13 protein-coding genes and 2 pseudogenes are annotated in these 14,532 nt (G+C 72.2%); 8 read left to right on the top strand and 7 right to left on the bottom strand.

Features of this window, described 5'->3' with window-relative positions; all coding sequences use genetic code 11:
* Nucleotides 1-940 (bottom strand): annotated as a pseudogene (locus C3488_RS36730) (sodium:solute symporter); the annotation flags it as partial.
* A 228-nt stretch (nucleotides 941-1,168) separates the two neighbouring features.
* Here C3488_RS36730 and C3488_RS36725 point away from each other — a divergent pair.
* From C3488_RS36725 to C3488_RS36715, 3 genes are all read left to right on the top strand, one after another.
* Complete coding sequence (locus C3488_RS36725) at nucleotides 1,169-3,322, top strand: carbon starvation CstA family protein (protein WP_103845198.1); 2,154 nt, start codon at nucleotides 1,169-1,171, stop codon at nucleotides 3,320-3,322.
* Nucleotides 3,319-3,507: a YbdD/YjiX family protein gene (locus tag C3488_RS36720; protein WP_103845197.1), complete on the top strand. Its 189-nt coding sequence runs from the start codon at nucleotides 3,319-3,321 to the stop codon at nucleotides 3,505-3,507. The genes C3488_RS36725 and C3488_RS36720 overlap by 4 nt, the downstream gene beginning before the upstream one ends.
* Nucleotides 3,508-3,597: 90 nt before the next feature.
* Nucleotides 3,598-4,566 (top strand): hypothetical protein, encoded by a 969-nt coding sequence (locus tag C3488_RS36715; protein WP_258053874.1) that lies wholly within the window; start codon nucleotides 3,598-3,600, stop codon nucleotides 4,564-4,566.
* Nucleotides 4,567-4,603: 37 nt separating this feature from the next.
* On the opposite strand, the gene C3488_RS36710 is transcribed toward C3488_RS36715, so the two are convergent.
* The 3 genes from C3488_RS36710 to C3488_RS36700 form a co-directional block, all read right to left on the bottom strand.
* Complete coding sequence (locus C3488_RS36710; protein WP_103845196.1) at nucleotides 4,604-5,428, bottom strand: SURF1 family protein; 825 nt, start codon at nucleotides 5,426-5,428, stop codon at nucleotides 4,604-4,606.
* Nucleotides 5,429-5,475: 47 nt separating this feature from the next.
* Nucleotides 5,476-5,709 carry a hypothetical protein gene (locus C3488_RS36705; RefSeq protein ID WP_103845200.1) on the bottom strand — a complete coding sequence of 78 codons (234 nt, stop codon included), beginning with the start codon at nucleotides 5,707-5,709 and terminating at the stop codon, nucleotides 5,476-5,478.
* Between the two features lie 101 nt (nucleotides 5,710-5,810).
* Complete coding sequence (locus C3488_RS36700; RefSeq protein ID WP_103845195.1) at nucleotides 5,811-6,788, bottom strand: DEDDh family exonuclease; 978 nt, start codon at nucleotides 6,786-6,788, stop codon at nucleotides 5,811-5,813.
* Between the two features lie 194 nt (nucleotides 6,789-6,982).
* On the opposite strand from C3488_RS36700, the gene C3488_RS36695 reads away from it, so the two are divergent.
* Complete coding sequence (locus C3488_RS36695) at nucleotides 6,983-7,693, top strand: VIT family protein (RefSeq protein ID WP_103845194.1); 711 nt, start codon at nucleotides 6,983-6,985, stop codon at nucleotides 7,691-7,693.
* A gap of 75 nt (nucleotides 7,694-7,768) precedes the next feature.
* On the opposite strand, the gene C3488_RS36690 is transcribed toward C3488_RS36695, so the two are convergent.
* Nucleotides 7,769-8,674 carry a CopD family protein gene (locus C3488_RS36690; protein ID WP_103845199.1) on the bottom strand — a complete coding sequence of 302 codons (906 nt, stop codon included), beginning with the start codon at nucleotides 8,672-8,674 and terminating at the stop codon, nucleotides 7,769-7,771.
* Nucleotides 8,675-8,922: 248 nt separating this feature from the next.
* Nucleotides 8,923-10,320, bottom strand: a complete 1,398-nt coding sequence (locus C3488_RS36685) for a CoA transferase (protein WP_103845193.1) — start codon at nucleotides 10,318-10,320, stop codon at nucleotides 8,923-8,925.
* Nucleotides 10,321-10,634: 314 nt separating this feature from the next.
* On the opposite strand from C3488_RS36685, the pseudogene C3488_RS36680 reads away from it, so the two are divergent.
* Together C3488_RS36680 and C3488_RS36675 are read left to right on the top strand one after the other, a co-directional pair.
* Nucleotides 10,635-10,838 (top strand): annotated as a pseudogene (locus C3488_RS36680) (response regulator transcription factor); the annotation flags it as partial.
* 1 nt (nucleotide 10,839) lies between these two features.
* On the top strand, nucleotides 10,840-11,106 hold the full coding sequence (locus C3488_RS36675; RefSeq protein WP_374955486.1) for a DUF418 domain-containing protein: 267 nt from the start codon (nucleotides 10,840-10,842) through the stop codon (nucleotides 11,104-11,106).
* Between the two features lie 257 nt (nucleotides 11,107-11,363).
* Here the strand turns inward: C3488_RS36675 and C3488_RS36670 are convergent, their stop codons facing one another.
* A complete protein-coding gene (locus tag C3488_RS36670) occupies nucleotides 11,364-12,893 on the bottom strand; it encodes a S8 family serine peptidase (RefSeq protein ID WP_103845192.1) in 1,530 nt (509 codons plus the stop codon).
* A gap of 287 nt (nucleotides 12,894-13,180) precedes the next feature.
* Here C3488_RS36670 and C3488_RS36665 point away from each other — a divergent pair, with 287 nt between their 5' ends.
* Nucleotides 13,181-13,537, top strand: coding sequence for a DUF485 domain-containing protein (locus tag C3488_RS36665; protein WP_103845191.1), 357 nt, complete (start codon nucleotides 13,181-13,183; stop codon nucleotides 13,535-13,537).
* Nucleotides 13,534-14,532, top strand: a 999-nt coding sequence (locus C3488_RS36660) for a cation acetate symporter (protein WP_146068004.1), incomplete at its 3' end; no start/stop codon positions are given. The genes C3488_RS36665 and C3488_RS36660, both read left to right, overlap by 4 nt.

Below are 14,532 nucleotides of genomic sequence, written 5' to 3'. Positions count from 1 at the left end.
CGGCGCCGCCCGCCGGTGCCCGGACCCCGGCCGCGAGGGCCGCGATGCCGAGGAAGCCGAAGAGGGCGAGCAGCCCCGTCCAGGCGGGCAGCGCCACCGCGGTCTTGCGCAGGGTGCTCGGGCCGTCGGCGGCGAAACCGGCGGTGAGCACGTGCGGGTACATCAGCAGGGCCAGCGCGGAGCCCAGGGCGAGGGTGGCGTAGGCGGGCTGCTGGGCGGGGGTCAGCAGCAGCGCGGAGTGTGCCGCGTCCGTGCCGCCGAGGCGCCGGGCCGCGCCGTCGAAGACCGGGCCGGGGCCGCCGAGCCGGACGAGGACGAGCCAGGTGACGGCGGTGAGCGAGACGAACACGGCCACCGCCTTCAGTGCGGCGATCACGGTGGGCGCCCGCAGTCCGTGCCGGTAGGTCGCCACGGCCAGCCCCGCGAAGAGCGCCACCATCACCAGGTCGCCCGCGGCGCCCCGCGGATACACGCCCCCGGCCGTCAGCACGGCCCGTATGCCGAGCAGTTGCAGCGCGAGGTACGGCATCGTCGCCAGGATCCCGGTCAACGCCACCACCAGGGCCAGCGGCGGCGATCCGTACCGGCCGCGCACGAAGTCGGCGGCGGTGACGTAGCCGTGCCGGCGGGCCACGGTCCACAGGCGGCTCAGCAGGACGAAAGCGAGCGGAGAGACGATCACCGTGTACGGCACCGCGAAGAAGGCGGGCGCGCCGTTGCCGTACGCCAGTCCGGGCACGGCCGTGAAGGTGTAGGCGGTGAAGATCGTGCCGCCGAGCAGCATCCAGGTCCATACGGGGCCGAGGCTCCTATCGGCCAGGGCCCAGCCCTCCAGGGAGGGCAGCCGGTCGTTCGGCCGCAGACGGCGCGCGGTGACGGCGAGCAGGGACGCTCCGCCGATCACGGCGAGGAACGTCGCGGTCATGGCGCCGTCGGCCATGGGTCACCGTCCTTGGTGTGCCTGTGCCCTCGCAGGAGAGTTGCGCGGGCGGCCGGTTCGGAGGACAGGGAACCGAGAGGAAATCTTCCGGACATTCGCTGTCAACCGTTTCCGGCGAGTGGGCAACTCTTGCACGAACCGACAGCGAGCGGGAGAGCCGCACGCACCGCGCACGTCCTGTCACGAGTTTCACGTGTTCTCACACCACCCTTGAGGTGAGGAGCCGCCATGCCCACATCACCCCTGGCCGAATCCGGACTCCAGGCGCCCGAAAAATCACGTATCTCCCCCAGATCGGTTCTCCTCTGGACCGCCGTCTCGTTGCTCGGCGCCGTCGCCTGGGGCGTCCTCGCGCTGGCCCGCGGGGAGAAGATCTCGGCGGTCTGGCTGGTGGTGGCCGCGCTCGGCTCGTACGCCATCGCCTACCGCTTCTACTCCCGCTTCATCGCCCGCCGCGTGCTGCGGCCGGACGACAGCCGGGCCACCCCCGCGGAACGGCTGGAGGACGGCGTCGACTTCCACCCGACCGACCGCCGGGTGCTGCTCGGCCACCACTTCGCCGCGATCGCCGGCGCCGGGCCGCTGGTGGGCCCGGTGCTCGCGGCACAGATGGGATACCTGCCCGGCACCCTGTGGATCGTGGCCGGGGTGATCTTCGCCGGGGCGGTGCAGGACATGGTCGTGCTGTTCCTGTCGATGCGGCGGGACGGAAAGTCACTCGGGCAGATGGCCCGCGACGAGATCGGCCGGGCGGGCGGCGCGGCAGCACTGATCGCGGTCTTCGCCATCATGATCATCCTGTTGGGTGTGCTGGCCCTGGTCGTGGTCAACGCCCTCGCCCACTCCCCGTGGGGCACCTTCTCCGTCGCCATGACCGTGCCCATCGCCCTGTTCATGGGCTTCTGGCTGCACCGCATCCGCCCCGGCCGGGTCGTGGAGACCAGCCTCATCGGCGTCGCGCTGCTGCTCCTCGCCATCGCCGGCGGCAGCTGGGTCCAGAACTCCTCACTAGCCGGCGCCTTCACCCTGAGCCCGACGACCCTGGTCTTCTGCCTGATCGGCTACGGTTTCGTCGCCTCGGTCCTGCCGGTGTGGATGCTGCTGGCGCCGCGCGACTACCTGTCCACCTTCATGAAGATCGGCACCATCGGGCTGCTCGCGGTCGGCGTCGTGGTGGCCGCGCCGGTGCTGCACGCGGACGCGGTGAGCAAGTTCGCGAGCTCGGGCGCGGGCCCCGTCTTCGCCGGCTCCCTGTTCCCGTTCCTGTTCATCACCATCGCCTGCGGCGCGCTGTCCGGTTTCCACGCGCTGGTGTCCTCCGGGACCACCCCCAAGCTGATCCAGAAGGAGTCCCAGGTCCGCATGATCGGCTACGGCGCCATGCTGATGGAGTCGTTCGTCGCGATCATGGCCCTGATCGCCGCCGCGACGCTGGAGCCGGGCCTGTACTACGCGATGAACGCGCCCGCCGGCCTCCTCGGCGCGACCGCCGAGTCGGCCTCCCACGCCGTGGCGGGACTCGGCTTCACCATCAGTCCCGACCAGCTGACCCAGGCCGCCAAGGCCGTGGAGGAGCAGACGCTGATCGCCCGCTCGGGCGGGGCGCCGACCCTGGCCGTCGGCATGTCGGAGATCTTCTCCGGAGTCCTCGGCGGCACCGCGATGAAGGCCTTCTGGTACCACTTCGCGATCATGTTCGAGGCGTTGTTCATCCTGACGACGGTCGACGCCGGTACCCGCGTGGGGCGCTTCATGCTCCAGGACATGCTCGGCAACGTGTTCAAGCCCGTCGGCCGGGTCACCTGGAAGCCGGGCATCTGGCTGTGCAGCGGTCTCGTCGTGGCCGCCTGGGGCTACTTCCTCTACACCGGCGCCACCGACCCGCTCGGCGGGATCAACCAGCTCTTCCCGCTCTTCGGCATCGCCAACCAGCTGCTCGCCGCCATCGCCCTCGCCGTCTGCACCACGGTTCTGATCAAGTCCGGGCGGCTGCGCTGGGCCTGGGTCACCGGGCTCCCGCTGGCCTGGGTCGTCGCCGTGACCTTCACCGCGAGCTGGCAGAAGATCTTCTCCGGCGACCCGCGCGTCGGCTTCTTCGCCCAGCGGACGAAGTACGCCGACGCCCTCGACGCCGGGCACGTGCTGCCGCCCGCCAAGAACGCCCACGACATGCATGCCGTGGTCACGAACTCCACGGTCGACGGAGTGCTCATCGCATTCTTCCTGCTGCTGGTCGCGGTCGTGATCGTCAACGCGGCCGTGGTGTGCGTACGCGCCGTCCGCTCTCCGGGGGCACAGCCGACCACCGAGGCGCCGTACGTGGAATCCCGCCTCGACGTGCCCGAGCAGGCCGACGACGCACTGGTGGGAGCCCGGTCATGAACGCCCGGCAGTGGGCGGGAGCCGTGCGCTGGTACCTGCGCGAGCTGACCGGAGAGGCGGAGTACGACCGCTACTGCGAACGGCACCGCCGCCACCACCCCCTCGCTCCGGTGCCCACCCGCCGGGAGTACGAGGTACTGCGCACACTGCACCGGGAGACCCACCCGCAGGGCCGCTGCTGCTGACACCGGCGGCACGGACCGCGGGGCGGGCGCGCCGTCCCGCCCTGACGCCCGCGCGCCCGCCCCGCACACCCCTTCCGCCGCCGAACACCTGTGACCGGGACCCTGATGCTCAGACGCCGCAACGCCCTGTTGATCCGCCCCGAACTCGACGACCACGCGCTCCACGCGACCCTGACCGACCTACGCCCCGCCGGGCAGCTCCACGGTCTGGGCGCGGACCGTACCCGACCCCTGTGGGAGCCGGTCGCCGAACTGCTGCGCACCACGGGCCGGAACTGGGACCGCCGGGTGCACCGGGTCTTCGTCCTGGCACGCAACCTGCCCGCCTCGGTCTGCGAACGGTGGTCCGCCGACCGGCCCGACGACGGGGACGCCCTGGTCCTGGGGGCCTGCGTCCGGTCGGTCCGGGCCGCGGCCGAGGGGCGGGCCGCCGCTCCCAGGGCCGAGCAGATGTGCCTGCGCGCCGCTGCGGCCTGCCCCGAGGACCCGACTCCCTGGCTGGCACTGCTGCAGCTGATGCACGACTTCGCCGTTCCCGCCCGCGACGCCGTGCCGGTGTGGACGGAGGCCGTCACCCGTGCGCCCTGGCACCGCACCGCCTACCACCTGCTGCTGCGGTACCTGTCCCCACGCGGCCACGGCACGGTCGCCGACATGCTGGACTTCGCCGGGCAGGCCGCCGCCCGGGCGCCGTACGGATCACCTCTCGCCCTGCTCCCGGTGGCGGCCCGCGTCGAACTGATCGCTCACCGCGGGGCACAGGCACCGTCGGCCGCCCTGGGAGCCGACCGGCACTGGAACGAGCCCCGGGCGGCCGAGGAGGTGGAGTGGGCGCTGACCCGCTGGTTCCGCACCGCCGCGCCCCCGCACGCCGAGGCCGTCGCCGACCTCAACGTCCTCGCCTTCGCCCTGGTCCGCACCCACCGCACGGCCGAGGCCGCCGAGGTCTTCCGGCGCCTCGGCCGTCATATGACGCGCCACCCCTGGGAGCTGCTGCCCGAGCCGGAGCGCACCTTCCTCTACTGGCGGGACCGTCTGGCCGACCGCTACCGGACGTGACGTCTCCGGCCGCGGTAAACACCGGATGCGGCCGGGATCACACCGTGGCCGGTGCCGGCTCCTCGCTCGTCTCCTGCGCCGCCTTCGCCCGCTCCCGGGCCTCGCGGCGGACCAGGATGACCCAGCCGAGGGGGACGCCCGCCGCGAACAGCCACCACTGGACCGCGTACGGCAGGTTGATGTCGCCGAGGCCGATCCAGCTGCTGTCCTCCTTGGGCGACGGGATCAGCTCGGGGCTTCCGCCCTTCGGGGCGGGGGAGACCAGTTCCACGTAGCCGCCGAGCATCTCCTTGGCGGACGTGTCGCCCGCGTCGCGCAGCAGAGCGCCGACCTGCTTGCTGTTGATCAGCATGATCTGGCGGTCGGGCAACCCCTTGAGGTTCTTGATGCCGCTCGCGGCCGTCGTCTCGTCCTGCATCAGCCGACCGGTGACCGTGATCTCGCCCTGGGCGGGTGCCGGGATGTTCGGGAAGGCGGTCTGCGAGGCGGGGGAGTCGATCCAGCCCCGGTTGACGAGGAGCGTCCTGCCGTCGTTCAGCACGAAGGGCGTCAGGACGTGGTAGCCCACTTCGTTGTCCGAGTTCGTACGACGGCGCACCACCAGTTCGTGCGCCGTGTCGAAGTGGCCCTTCGCGGTCACCCGGCGGTACAGGTCCTCGTGCCGGACGGTCCCGCCCACGGAGGTGAGCGACTCGGCGGGCACCGGTGGCGCCGCCAGCGATGCGTTGATCAGCTTGTTCAGCGCCTGCCTGTGGTCGTGACGGTGCAGCTGCCAGAAACCCAGCCTGATCATCGTCGGGATGAGCAGGAGAGCCACGAGGGTGAGGATCACCCACTGCCGGGACAACAGGAAGCGGTACACCCCACGACGGTACATCTCGGACCGGGCCGCGCCCGCACGGGGGTGCCTCAGACCCGGTCGACGATCCCCACCTGCCCCTCCGCGCGGGCGCAGTGCGCGCCGCAGTACCAGTGGCCGTCGACGTCGACGCCCTGGCCGATGATCTGGACGCGACAGTGTTCGCAGATGGGCGCCATACGGTGGATGGCGCAGGCGAAACAGTCGAAGACGTGCACCGCGCCCTGCGCGTGCACCTCGAACGTCATGCCGTAGTCGTTTCCGCAGACCTCGCAACGTGCCATGCGCCACAGCGTGAGCCGTCGCCGCGGCGCGGGCGAGCGGGCGCCGGGCGAGTCGCGCGGCAATCACCCGTCCGTACGGGTCATTGCGCCGACGGCAGGGGTCACTCCGGCGACGCGGGCTCCACGTCCCGCAGCAGTTGCCCGAACGCGGCCTCGTCGATCACCGGTGTCCCGTACTGCCGCGCCTTCACCGTCTTGGACGTGCCCGAGTCCGGGTCATTGGTGACGAGCAGGCTGGTGAGCCGGGACAGGCTCGTCGCCACGTGCAGCCCCGCCTCGACGGCACGGTCCTCCAGCAGCTCCCGGTCGACCGAGGTGTCCCCGGAGAACGCCACCCGCATGCCCTGCTTGAGCCGCTTGCCCTCCTCGTACCGCCCCGGGTTGGGGTAGGGGCACACGGGGCGCCTGCGGGAGGGGCGCCAACTGCTCGGGCGGTAGCCCCCGGAGGACTGGCGGGGCACCGCGGGGGTGACGGACCACTCCGTCAGCGGGCGGCACTCCAGCAGCGGCAGGCGTACGCCGTCCCGGGCGGCGGCGTGCAGACTCGGCCGGAACGCCTCGGCCAGCACCCGCGCGTCGTCCAGCGCGTGGTGCGCCCGCTGCTGGACCACCCCGAAGTGCGCGGCGAGCGTCTCCAGTTTGTGGTTGGCCAGCGGCAGGCGCAGCTCCTTCGACAGCGCGATGGTGCACAGCCGCTGACGGACCGGTGCCTCGCGCTCCGCGCGCGCGTACTCCCGGGCGATCATCTGCCAGTCGAAGACAGCGTTGTGCGCGACCAGCACGCGGCCGTCGAGCCGCGCCGCGAACTCCTCGGCGATGTCCTGGAACAGGGGCGCACCTTCGAGGGCCTCGCTCGTCAGACCGTGGATCCACACCGGGCCCGGGTCGCGCTCCGGGTTGACCAGCGTGTACCAGTGGTCCTCGACCTCACCGCGCGCGTCCAGCCGGTAGACGGCGGCCGAGATGATCCGGTCGTCCCGGGCCAGCCCGGTGGTCTCCACGTCGACGACCGCGTACCCCTCCGGATACGAGGCCGGCCAGGCGGTCGGGGACGCTGCGGTCGTACGGTCTTCGAGCATGGTCACTGAGGATACGGGCCACGACCGACAGCCCCACGCCCCCACCCGGGACCCGCGGTCCTCCTGCGCCGGGCGCACAACCCCGAAGTCACCCCGTGCCAGTTGACGACACCGTAGCTGAGACGTCGTCAGGCGGGCTGGTGACGAGCGCGCCCCGGGGTGCCGTCCGCCTCAGGAGGTGCCATCCTCCCCGTGTGAGGGAACCCACGCACGACGAGGCACACGGCGGCGCCCTCGGCGCGCGGCTGAACTGGCTGCGGGCGGCGGTGCTCGGCGCCAACGACGGCATCGTGTCCACCGCGGGCCTGGTGGTCGGCGTCGCCGGGGCGACGACGGACCGCGGCACGCTGCTGACGGCCGGCCTCGCCGGGCTGCTGGCCGGCTCCATGTCGATGGCGGCGGGCGAGTACGTGTCCGTGTCGACCCAACGGGACTCGGAGCAGGCGGCGCTGGCCCTGGAGAGGCGGGAACTGAGGGAGCAACCGGAGGCCGAGCTCGAGGAACTGGCCGAGATGCTGGAGCAGCGCGGCCTGTCGCCGGTCGTGGCCCGCGAGGCCGCGGTGCAGTTGACGGCACGCGACGCCCTGCGCGCCCACGCGCGCGTGGAACTCGGCATCGACCCCGACGAGCTGACGAACCCCTGGCACGCGGCCTGGGCGAGCTTCCTGGCGTTCACGGTGGGGGCGCTGCTCCCGCTGCTGGCGATCGTGCTGCCACCGGCCGGGGTGCGCCTGCCCGTGACGGTCGCGTCCGTCCTGGCCGCGCTCGTCATCACCGGCTGGACGAGCGCCCGCCTGGGCGCGGCGAAGCAGGGACGGGCCGTGGCCCGCAACGTACTGGGCGGTGCGTTGGCGATGGGCATCACCTACGCCGCAGGGACGTTGCTGGGGGCGGCGGGTGTGTGAACCGGCCATCGGCCACCGTGCCGTCCGGTGCTCCTGCTGCTGACTTTGGAAGAGGCTCGCGCGCAGCCGGTCCGGTCATGACCAGCGGATCGGCAGCGGCAGCGCCGTCAACAGGCCCGAGACCGCGACCACCAGGGTCAGCACCACCACCTCCGCCCGCGCGGGCACACAGGCGCCGAGCGGGTCGGCGGCGCGCCGCAGCCGCAGCCGGGCGACCAGGGCGAGCACGGCGACGACGGCCACCAGCAGCAGCTTCGCGAGAAGCGTGCGGCCGTACGCCGTGGTCGTCAACTGGTCGAGGACGGTGTCCGGCGGCATGCGGCGCAGCGAACTCCACACTCCCGTCGCGGTGATCGCGGCGAGCAGAACGGCCGCCACGCGCGCGTAGCCGCCCAGCAGGACGGCGCCCGCTCCGGGAGCCGTGCGGCAGTGCGCCATCAGCCGCAGGACGTGCAGCAGACCGCCCGACCACAGTGCGGCACAGCCGAGGTGCACAAGCGTCAGGCCGGACCCGACCAGCGGGGAGTGCTCGGTGGCGGGGTGGGCGCGCAGCGCCTCGGCCACGACCACCGCGCTCAGCGGCCACACCTGGAGCACCGGCCGGCGCGACAGCGCGCACAGCCCGGCCACGAGGAACGCGTCGACCTCCAGAAGGGCCAGCGAGCCGTCCCGGGTCCGGTACAGCCCGCCGACGTCGATCTGCGCGAGCCGCCTCGGGATCAGGTTGCCGGTGGCCACCACCGAGGCGAGCCCCAGCGCCGCGACGAAACCCGCACCGGCCGCCCAGGGTGCCCAGCTGCGAGGCCCCTGCGCCACGGGCGCGCCCGGCGTCCGACGCGCCAGGTGGGCGACCAGCAGTTCGCCCACGGGAACGCACAGCGCCGCGAACAGCACCGCACGCAGCAGGCCGATGCCACCGGCCCCCGGCGCGGCCGCCTCACCCGTGCCGTGCAGCGCGGCCGAGGCGCCGAGCAGCGGCATCAGGGCGGCGGCCGTCACGAGGACGAGCGCGGCGACGGCCCGGCGGGCCGAGGGGCGCGGGATGGACACGGCGACCGCGGCGGGCACGGGCGCCGGGTCGGGGCCGGAGTCCGAGCCGTCGGGCTGGGCAGCGGGACGTGTCGAGCTCACGTCAGGATCTTCGCCAGTCGCCACAGAACCGGGCAACCGAAGTCAATCAACTGAGAGAACGCATTCCGGACACAGATGCGATGTTCGCGACCGGTGACTCAGCTCCCGCGCCGGCCCGGCTGCCACCGCGCCGGGTCCTGCCCCCACCGCCCCGCCGGACGCGCCCAGTCGACCGGCCCGCCCGCGAAGCGGACCGGCGACAGGGCGTACCGCAGCCGGCCCAGCGGGCTGTCGGCCTCGGCGAGCCAGGGCTCGGGGCCGTCGTACACCTGCCCGGCGCCCCCGGCGTTCCGGACGGTCCCGTCCGTCAGCCAGGCCGCCGTCCGCGCCAGCGCCAGCCGTACGACCCGCGTACCGCCCTGCTCGGTCTGCTCGGTGAGGGACCTCAGCACCGCGCCGGCCAGCAGGTACCCCGTGCCGTGGTCGAGGGCCTGCGCGGGCAGCGCGCCCGGCCGCTCGCCCGAGCCCTCGGTCACCGCGATGCCCGTGCCGACCTGCACCAGGCTGTCGAAGCCCCGCCGTCCGCCCCACGGCCCGTACGCGCCCCACGCCGACAACTGCGCCACGACCAGGCCGGGCCGTCGCTCGGCCAGTTGCTCGGCGGAGAGCCCGAACCGATCGAGCGCGCCGGGGCGGTAACCCGTGACGACCACGTCCGCCCCCGCCAGCAGATCCTCGAAGGCCCGCCGGTCCACGGACGCCGTCAGGTCCAGGGTGGCGGACCGCTTCCCGATGTCCATGTCGGCGTGCTGGTCGGGGAGTTCGGGCAGGTGCGGGCTGTCGATGCGCAGCACGTCCGCGCCGAGCAGCGCGAGCGTGCGGGTGGCGACGGGGCCCGAGATGACCCGGGTGAGGTCCAGGACGCGGACGCCCGCCAGGGGCAGCAGCGGGTCACCGTCGAGCCGCACGAGGGGGCGTACGGGCGCCTTGTCCAGCAGCTCACGGCCCACCAGCGGATGCGCGGCGACGGCGCGACCCTGTTCGTGCGCCGCCCACTCCCCGGGCGTGCGCAGCGCGATCGCGAGCCCCCCAGCCGCGTACACACTCTCCTCCACCTCTACGGCCGGCCGCTCGGCGAGTGCGGCGGCCACGGTCTCCACGGACGCGTCCGCCGACAGGCCCAGAGCGGAGAGCAGGCGCCGCCGGTGGTGCGGGTAGTTCGCGTGCGTGCGCACCCAGCCGTCCGCTGTGCGCCAGAACCGGGACAGCGGCGCGAAGTTGACCGGTTCCCGGCCGTCGACCAGCAGGTGCCGCTCGCTGTGGAAGGCGGTCGCCACGGCTCCGTCGTCGATCCGCACCCATGGCACCTGCGGCAGCCCGGCCCGCCGGGCCGCCCACTCGGCGGCGGCCAGCGCGCACGCGCCCACACAGGCCCGCGCCACCTCCCGTACGGGCAGACGCGAGGGCAGGATCCCCTCCCGTACGACCGTCGTGATCCTCTGCAGCAGTGCGGGGTCGCCGCCCAGTGCCCCCCACGCCACTTCTGTGTCCGTCATGGCGGGAACTATGCCCTGTGGACAGGATCAGCACGGCGAAGGGGCCGTGCGCAGGCCCGGCCCTCTTGTGACGGCGACCGGTACGTGGCCCCTCCGGTCGGTGGTCGGCCCCGAGACGGTGTGTGATCGCGATCTTCTGCTCGTCCGAGGAGATCGCCGTGTGTCGCAGGCTCGAGACCGGGCCGATCACGGACTATCCGGCAGAAGCCGCTGTCCCTGCCGACTGGTGGGTGCTACCCCGCCGTGTGGCTGGAGCTGCCGCTCGCCGGGCCGCCGGCGATCCGCGTGGCTTTAGGGTCACATCGGCATGGGCCGCACGGGATGCGGCACGGGTCCGGCTGCTCACCGCCCGCGAGCGTGACGTCCTCGTCCTGGTGGCGGAGGGGCTGTCGAACGCCGACATCGGGGCGCGCATCCACCTGGGTGCCGGCACGGTCAAGGACCACGTCAGCGCGATCCTCACGAAGCTTCGTGTGACGTCGGAGTCGCGATGCTCTGATCGTGGGCGCAACGGCGGCGATGGACCGCCTGCCGCGACTGCGTCGCCTGGCGAAGCCGGTCATCGCCGTGGGCACCACGTTCCTGACCGCCTACGTCGGCCACTTCGTGGCACAGTCCGTGCTGTCCGTGGCCGCCGGGACCGGCACCCAGCAGTCCTGGGTGCCCCTGCTCATGTTCGTCCTCGGGGCGATCGTGTTCGCCGCGATCTGGTCCCGCTTCTTCCGCCGCGGCCCCCTGGAGTACCTGCTCAACGCCGCCACCAGGCCCGCGAAGTCCATCCGATGAGACCCGGCCGGGGTGGGACGCCTCCACGCTCCACCCCGGCCTGGACCGCTCATGGATCCGGCAAGCGCATAGTCCTCGCAGGTTTCCACCCGTAAGCCCGGCTCGTCGCCGGGCTTCGCCCGTCCTCGGGAACTCGCAGGTGACCACCCCGCTCACGCATCGGCTCGATCCCCAGTCGGCGACGCCCGAGGCCGCGGGGCACCTGCCGATCGAAGGCACACCCTTCCGCGTGGCTTCGCAGCGGTCCGACTGCGCGACTACTTCACGGCGCGCAGGGCGTTGACGATGCCGAAGCCGTAGAACCCGTTCACGCGCTTGCCGCCCACGCAGGTCGCGTCCACGACCCCGTCGCCGTCGCCGTCGTAGGGGGCGGTCGGGCAGCCCGGGTTGTCCGCCTGCGCCTTGAGGAGCGCCTGGAGCTGGGCCGGGGTCGCCCACGGGTGCGCGGACTTCAGCAGCGCGGCCACGCCCGCGACGTGCGGCGACGCCATCGACGTGCCCTGCAGGAAGCCGTACTGGCCGTTCGGCATCGTGGAGAGGATGCGCCCGTTCTTCGAGGGCGTGTCCGGGATCTGGTACTTGTCCCCGCCCGGGCCGGCGACGTCGATCACGCCGTCTCCGTAGCTGGAGTAGTAGGACTTGGCTTCGGTGACACCCGTCGCGCTCACCGTGACGACGCCCGGCAGCTGGGTCGGCACGTCGAAGCACTCGTGCGGGTCGACCGTGCGGGTCACCGCGGTCGAGTCGTCGGGGCTGGAGTCGTCGACCAGGGCGTGGGAGTCCAGGTCGTCGTTGGAATTGCCCGCCGACGCGACGTTGAGGGTGCCCTTGCGCTGGGCGTACAGCTGGGCCCGGTCGACCGCGTCCACGATGGCCCGCTGGTCCGGGTCGTCCATGCAGTTGTACAGCCACGGGTCCACGTAGTAGCTGTTGTTCGTGACCTCGACGCCGTGGTCGGCGGCGAACACGAACGCGCAGACGACGCTCTCGGGGTAGAAGAGCTCGTTGACCGGGTCGGCCACCTTGATGGCGGAGACCTTGACGTTCGGGGCGACACCGGCGACGCCGATGCCGTTGCGGGCCGCCGCGATCTCGCCGGCGACATGGGTGCCGTGGTAGTGCTCGGGCTTCGCCGGCCGCCAGGCGCCGTACGTGGTGTCCGCCTTGCCGCCTACGCAGTTCGCGGACTGCGACGCGGAGAAGTTCGGTGCGAGGTCCGGGTGCGTGTCGTCGACACCGGTGTCGATGACGGCGACCGTGACGTTGCGGCTGCCCGGGTTGATCTTCGCGGCCTTGTCGGCGCCTATCGCGCGCAGGTCCCACTGGTCGGCCTCGAGGGGCTCGCTGCCGTCCGTGGTCGCCGAGGACTTCGTTGTCCTCGCCGCCTCCGCCTTCGTCAGGTACTGCGCGGCGCCCTCGTCCGTCGTGCCGGCGGCCGTCAGCGGGGCGGTCCGGGTCGCGCCCGCGGACTGCACTCCGCGGACGGCGCGGAGAGTGCGGGCGAAGTCCGGGTTGGCGGAGTGCGCGACGATCACGCCGATCCTGTCGTACGTCGCCACGATGCTGCCGCCCGCCGCGGCTATCGCCTGCCGCACCGTCGACAGCGTGTGACGGTCCGTCCGGGTGTTGACGACGTAGGCGAGTTCCTGCCCCTCGGCGGTCCGGGCGGTGGTGGCGGTGCGCGGGGCGGCCGACGCGGCACCCGGCAGGAAGCCCAGCGAGGCGGTGAGCGACAGCACGACGGGTACGGCCAGGGCGAGGCGGCGTCTGGAACGGCGATGAGCCATGGGGTCTCCACATCATCCGGGAAACGTGAACGTGCCGGACACGGGTGACGTGACCGGCAGGTACATGACGAGTGGTGCAGGGTGAAGCTATCCGCCGCCCCGGCCGGCCAGCAACAAGTTCAAGCGAAAGAAAAAAAGCGAGTTGAACCGGCCCCCGCGCGGCGCCGTGAGCCAGGACAAGGAGCCCGCACACGGCCGAGGGCCCCTGTCGGATCACCTACCGGAGCGCTACGGTCGCAACCGGTTACGTGATTGCCGTCACCCCAACAGCAACGCGAGGAGACACCGTGGCCACCGACGCACCTCCCCCCTCCAGGACCGAACACGTCCTGCCGTCCGCCGAGGAGTTCGGCGCGGTGCAGCGGAGCGCCGAGTTCGCCGAACTGCGCCGCTCCCACCGCTCGTTCGCCTTCCCGCTGACCGTGGCGTTCATCGCCTGGTACCTGGCCTACGTCCTGCTGTCGAACTACGCCGGCGATTTCATGGGCACCAAGCTCTTCGGCAACGTCAACGTCGCCCTGGTGCTCGGCCTCGCCCAGTTCCTCACCACGTTCCTGATCGCCTGGTGGTACGCGCGGCACGCCGCCGCCAAGCTCGACCCCAAGGCCGAGGCCATCAAGTCCCGGATGGAGGGCCGCGCATGAGCCCCGCACTCGTCCTGGCCGCCGGTGAGGCGAGCAAGCACCGGCCGCTGATCATCACCCTCTTCGCGGTGTTCGTCGCCGCCACCCTCGTCATCACCGTCTGGGCGGGCCGTCAGACCAAGGACGCCGCCGACTTCTACGCGGGCGGACGGCAGTTCACCGCCTTCCAGAACGGCCTCGCCGTGTCCGGCGACTACATGTCCGCGGCGTCCTTCCTCGGTATCGCGGGCGCCATCGCCCTCTTCGGCTACGACGGCTTCCTGTACTCCATCGGGTTCCTGGTCGCCTGGCTCGTCGCCCTGCTCCTGGTCGCCGAGCCGCTGCGCAACTCCGGCCGCTACACCATGGGCGACGTGCTGGCCTACCGCATGCGACAGCGCCCGGTGCGCACCGCCGCCGGCACCTCCACGATCGTCGTGTCGATCTTCTACCTGCTGGCACAGATGGCGGGCGCGGGCGTCCTCGTCTCACTGCTGCTCGGCATCACCAGCGACGGCGGCAAGATCGGCATCGTCGCCCTGGTCGGCGTGCTGATGATCGTGTACGTCACGATCGGCGGCATGAAGGGCACCACCTGGGTGCAGATGGTCAAGGCCGTGCTGCTGATCGCGGGTGCCCTCCTGCTGACCTTCCTGGTGCTGCTGAAGTTCCACTTCAACATCTCCGACCTGCTCGGCAAGGCCGCCGACAACAGCGGCAAGGGCTCGGCCTTCCTGGAACCCGGCCTGAAGTACGGCGCCACCGGCACCACCAAGCTGGACTTCATCTCCCTCGGCATCGCCCTGGTCCTCGGCACCGCCGGCCTGCCGCACATCCTGATCCGCTTCTACACCGTGCCCACCGCCAAGGCCGCCCGGAAGTCCGTGAACTGGGCGATCGGCCTCATCGGCGCCTTCTACCTGATGACGCTCGCCCTCGGCTTCGGCGCCGCGGCGCTCATCAAACCGGAGGAGATCATCGCCTCCAACAAGGCGGGCAACACCGCCGCCCCCCTG

Origin of the sequence: Streptomyces sp. Ru72 (assembly GCF_002920635.1) — a bacterium.
Taxonomy (GTDB): Bacteria; Actinomycetota; Actinomycetes; order Streptomycetales; family Streptomycetaceae; genus Streptomyces.
Note: the sequence above shows the minus strand (reverse complement) of the source record. Positions and strands in the feature narration are given on the sequence as shown.

Coding starts and splice junctions, on each gene's coding strand:
- C3488_RS36725 (WP_103845198.1), top strand. CDS start 1,169: ATGCCCACATCACCCCTGGCCGAATCCGGACTCCAGGCGCCCGAAAAA.
- C3488_RS36720 (WP_103845197.1), top strand. CDS start 3,319: ATGAACGCCCGGCAGTGGGCGGGAGCCGTGCGCTGGTACCTGCGCGAG.
- C3488_RS36705 (WP_103845200.1), bottom strand. CDS start 5,709: ATGGCACGTTGCGAGGTCTGCGGAAACGACTACGGCATGACGTTCGAG.
- C3488_RS36700 (WP_103845195.1), bottom strand. CDS start 6,788: ATGCTCGAAGACCGTACGACCGCAGCGTCCCCGACCGCCTGGCCGGCC.
- C3488_RS36690 (WP_103845199.1), bottom strand. CDS start 8,674: ATGCCGCTGCTCGGCGCCTCGGCCGCGCTGCACGGCACGGGTGAGGCG.
- C3488_RS36685 (WP_103845193.1), bottom strand. CDS start 10,320: ATGACGGACACAGAAGTGGCGTGGGGGGCACTGGGCGGCGACCCCGCA.
- C3488_RS36675 (WP_374955486.1), top strand. CDS start 10,840: ATGGACCGCCTGCCGCGACTGCGTCGCCTGGCGAAGCCGGTCATCGCC.
- C3488_RS36670 (WP_103845192.1), bottom strand. CDS start 12,893: ATGGCTCATCGCCGTTCCAGACGCCGCCTCGCCCTGGCCGTACCCGTC.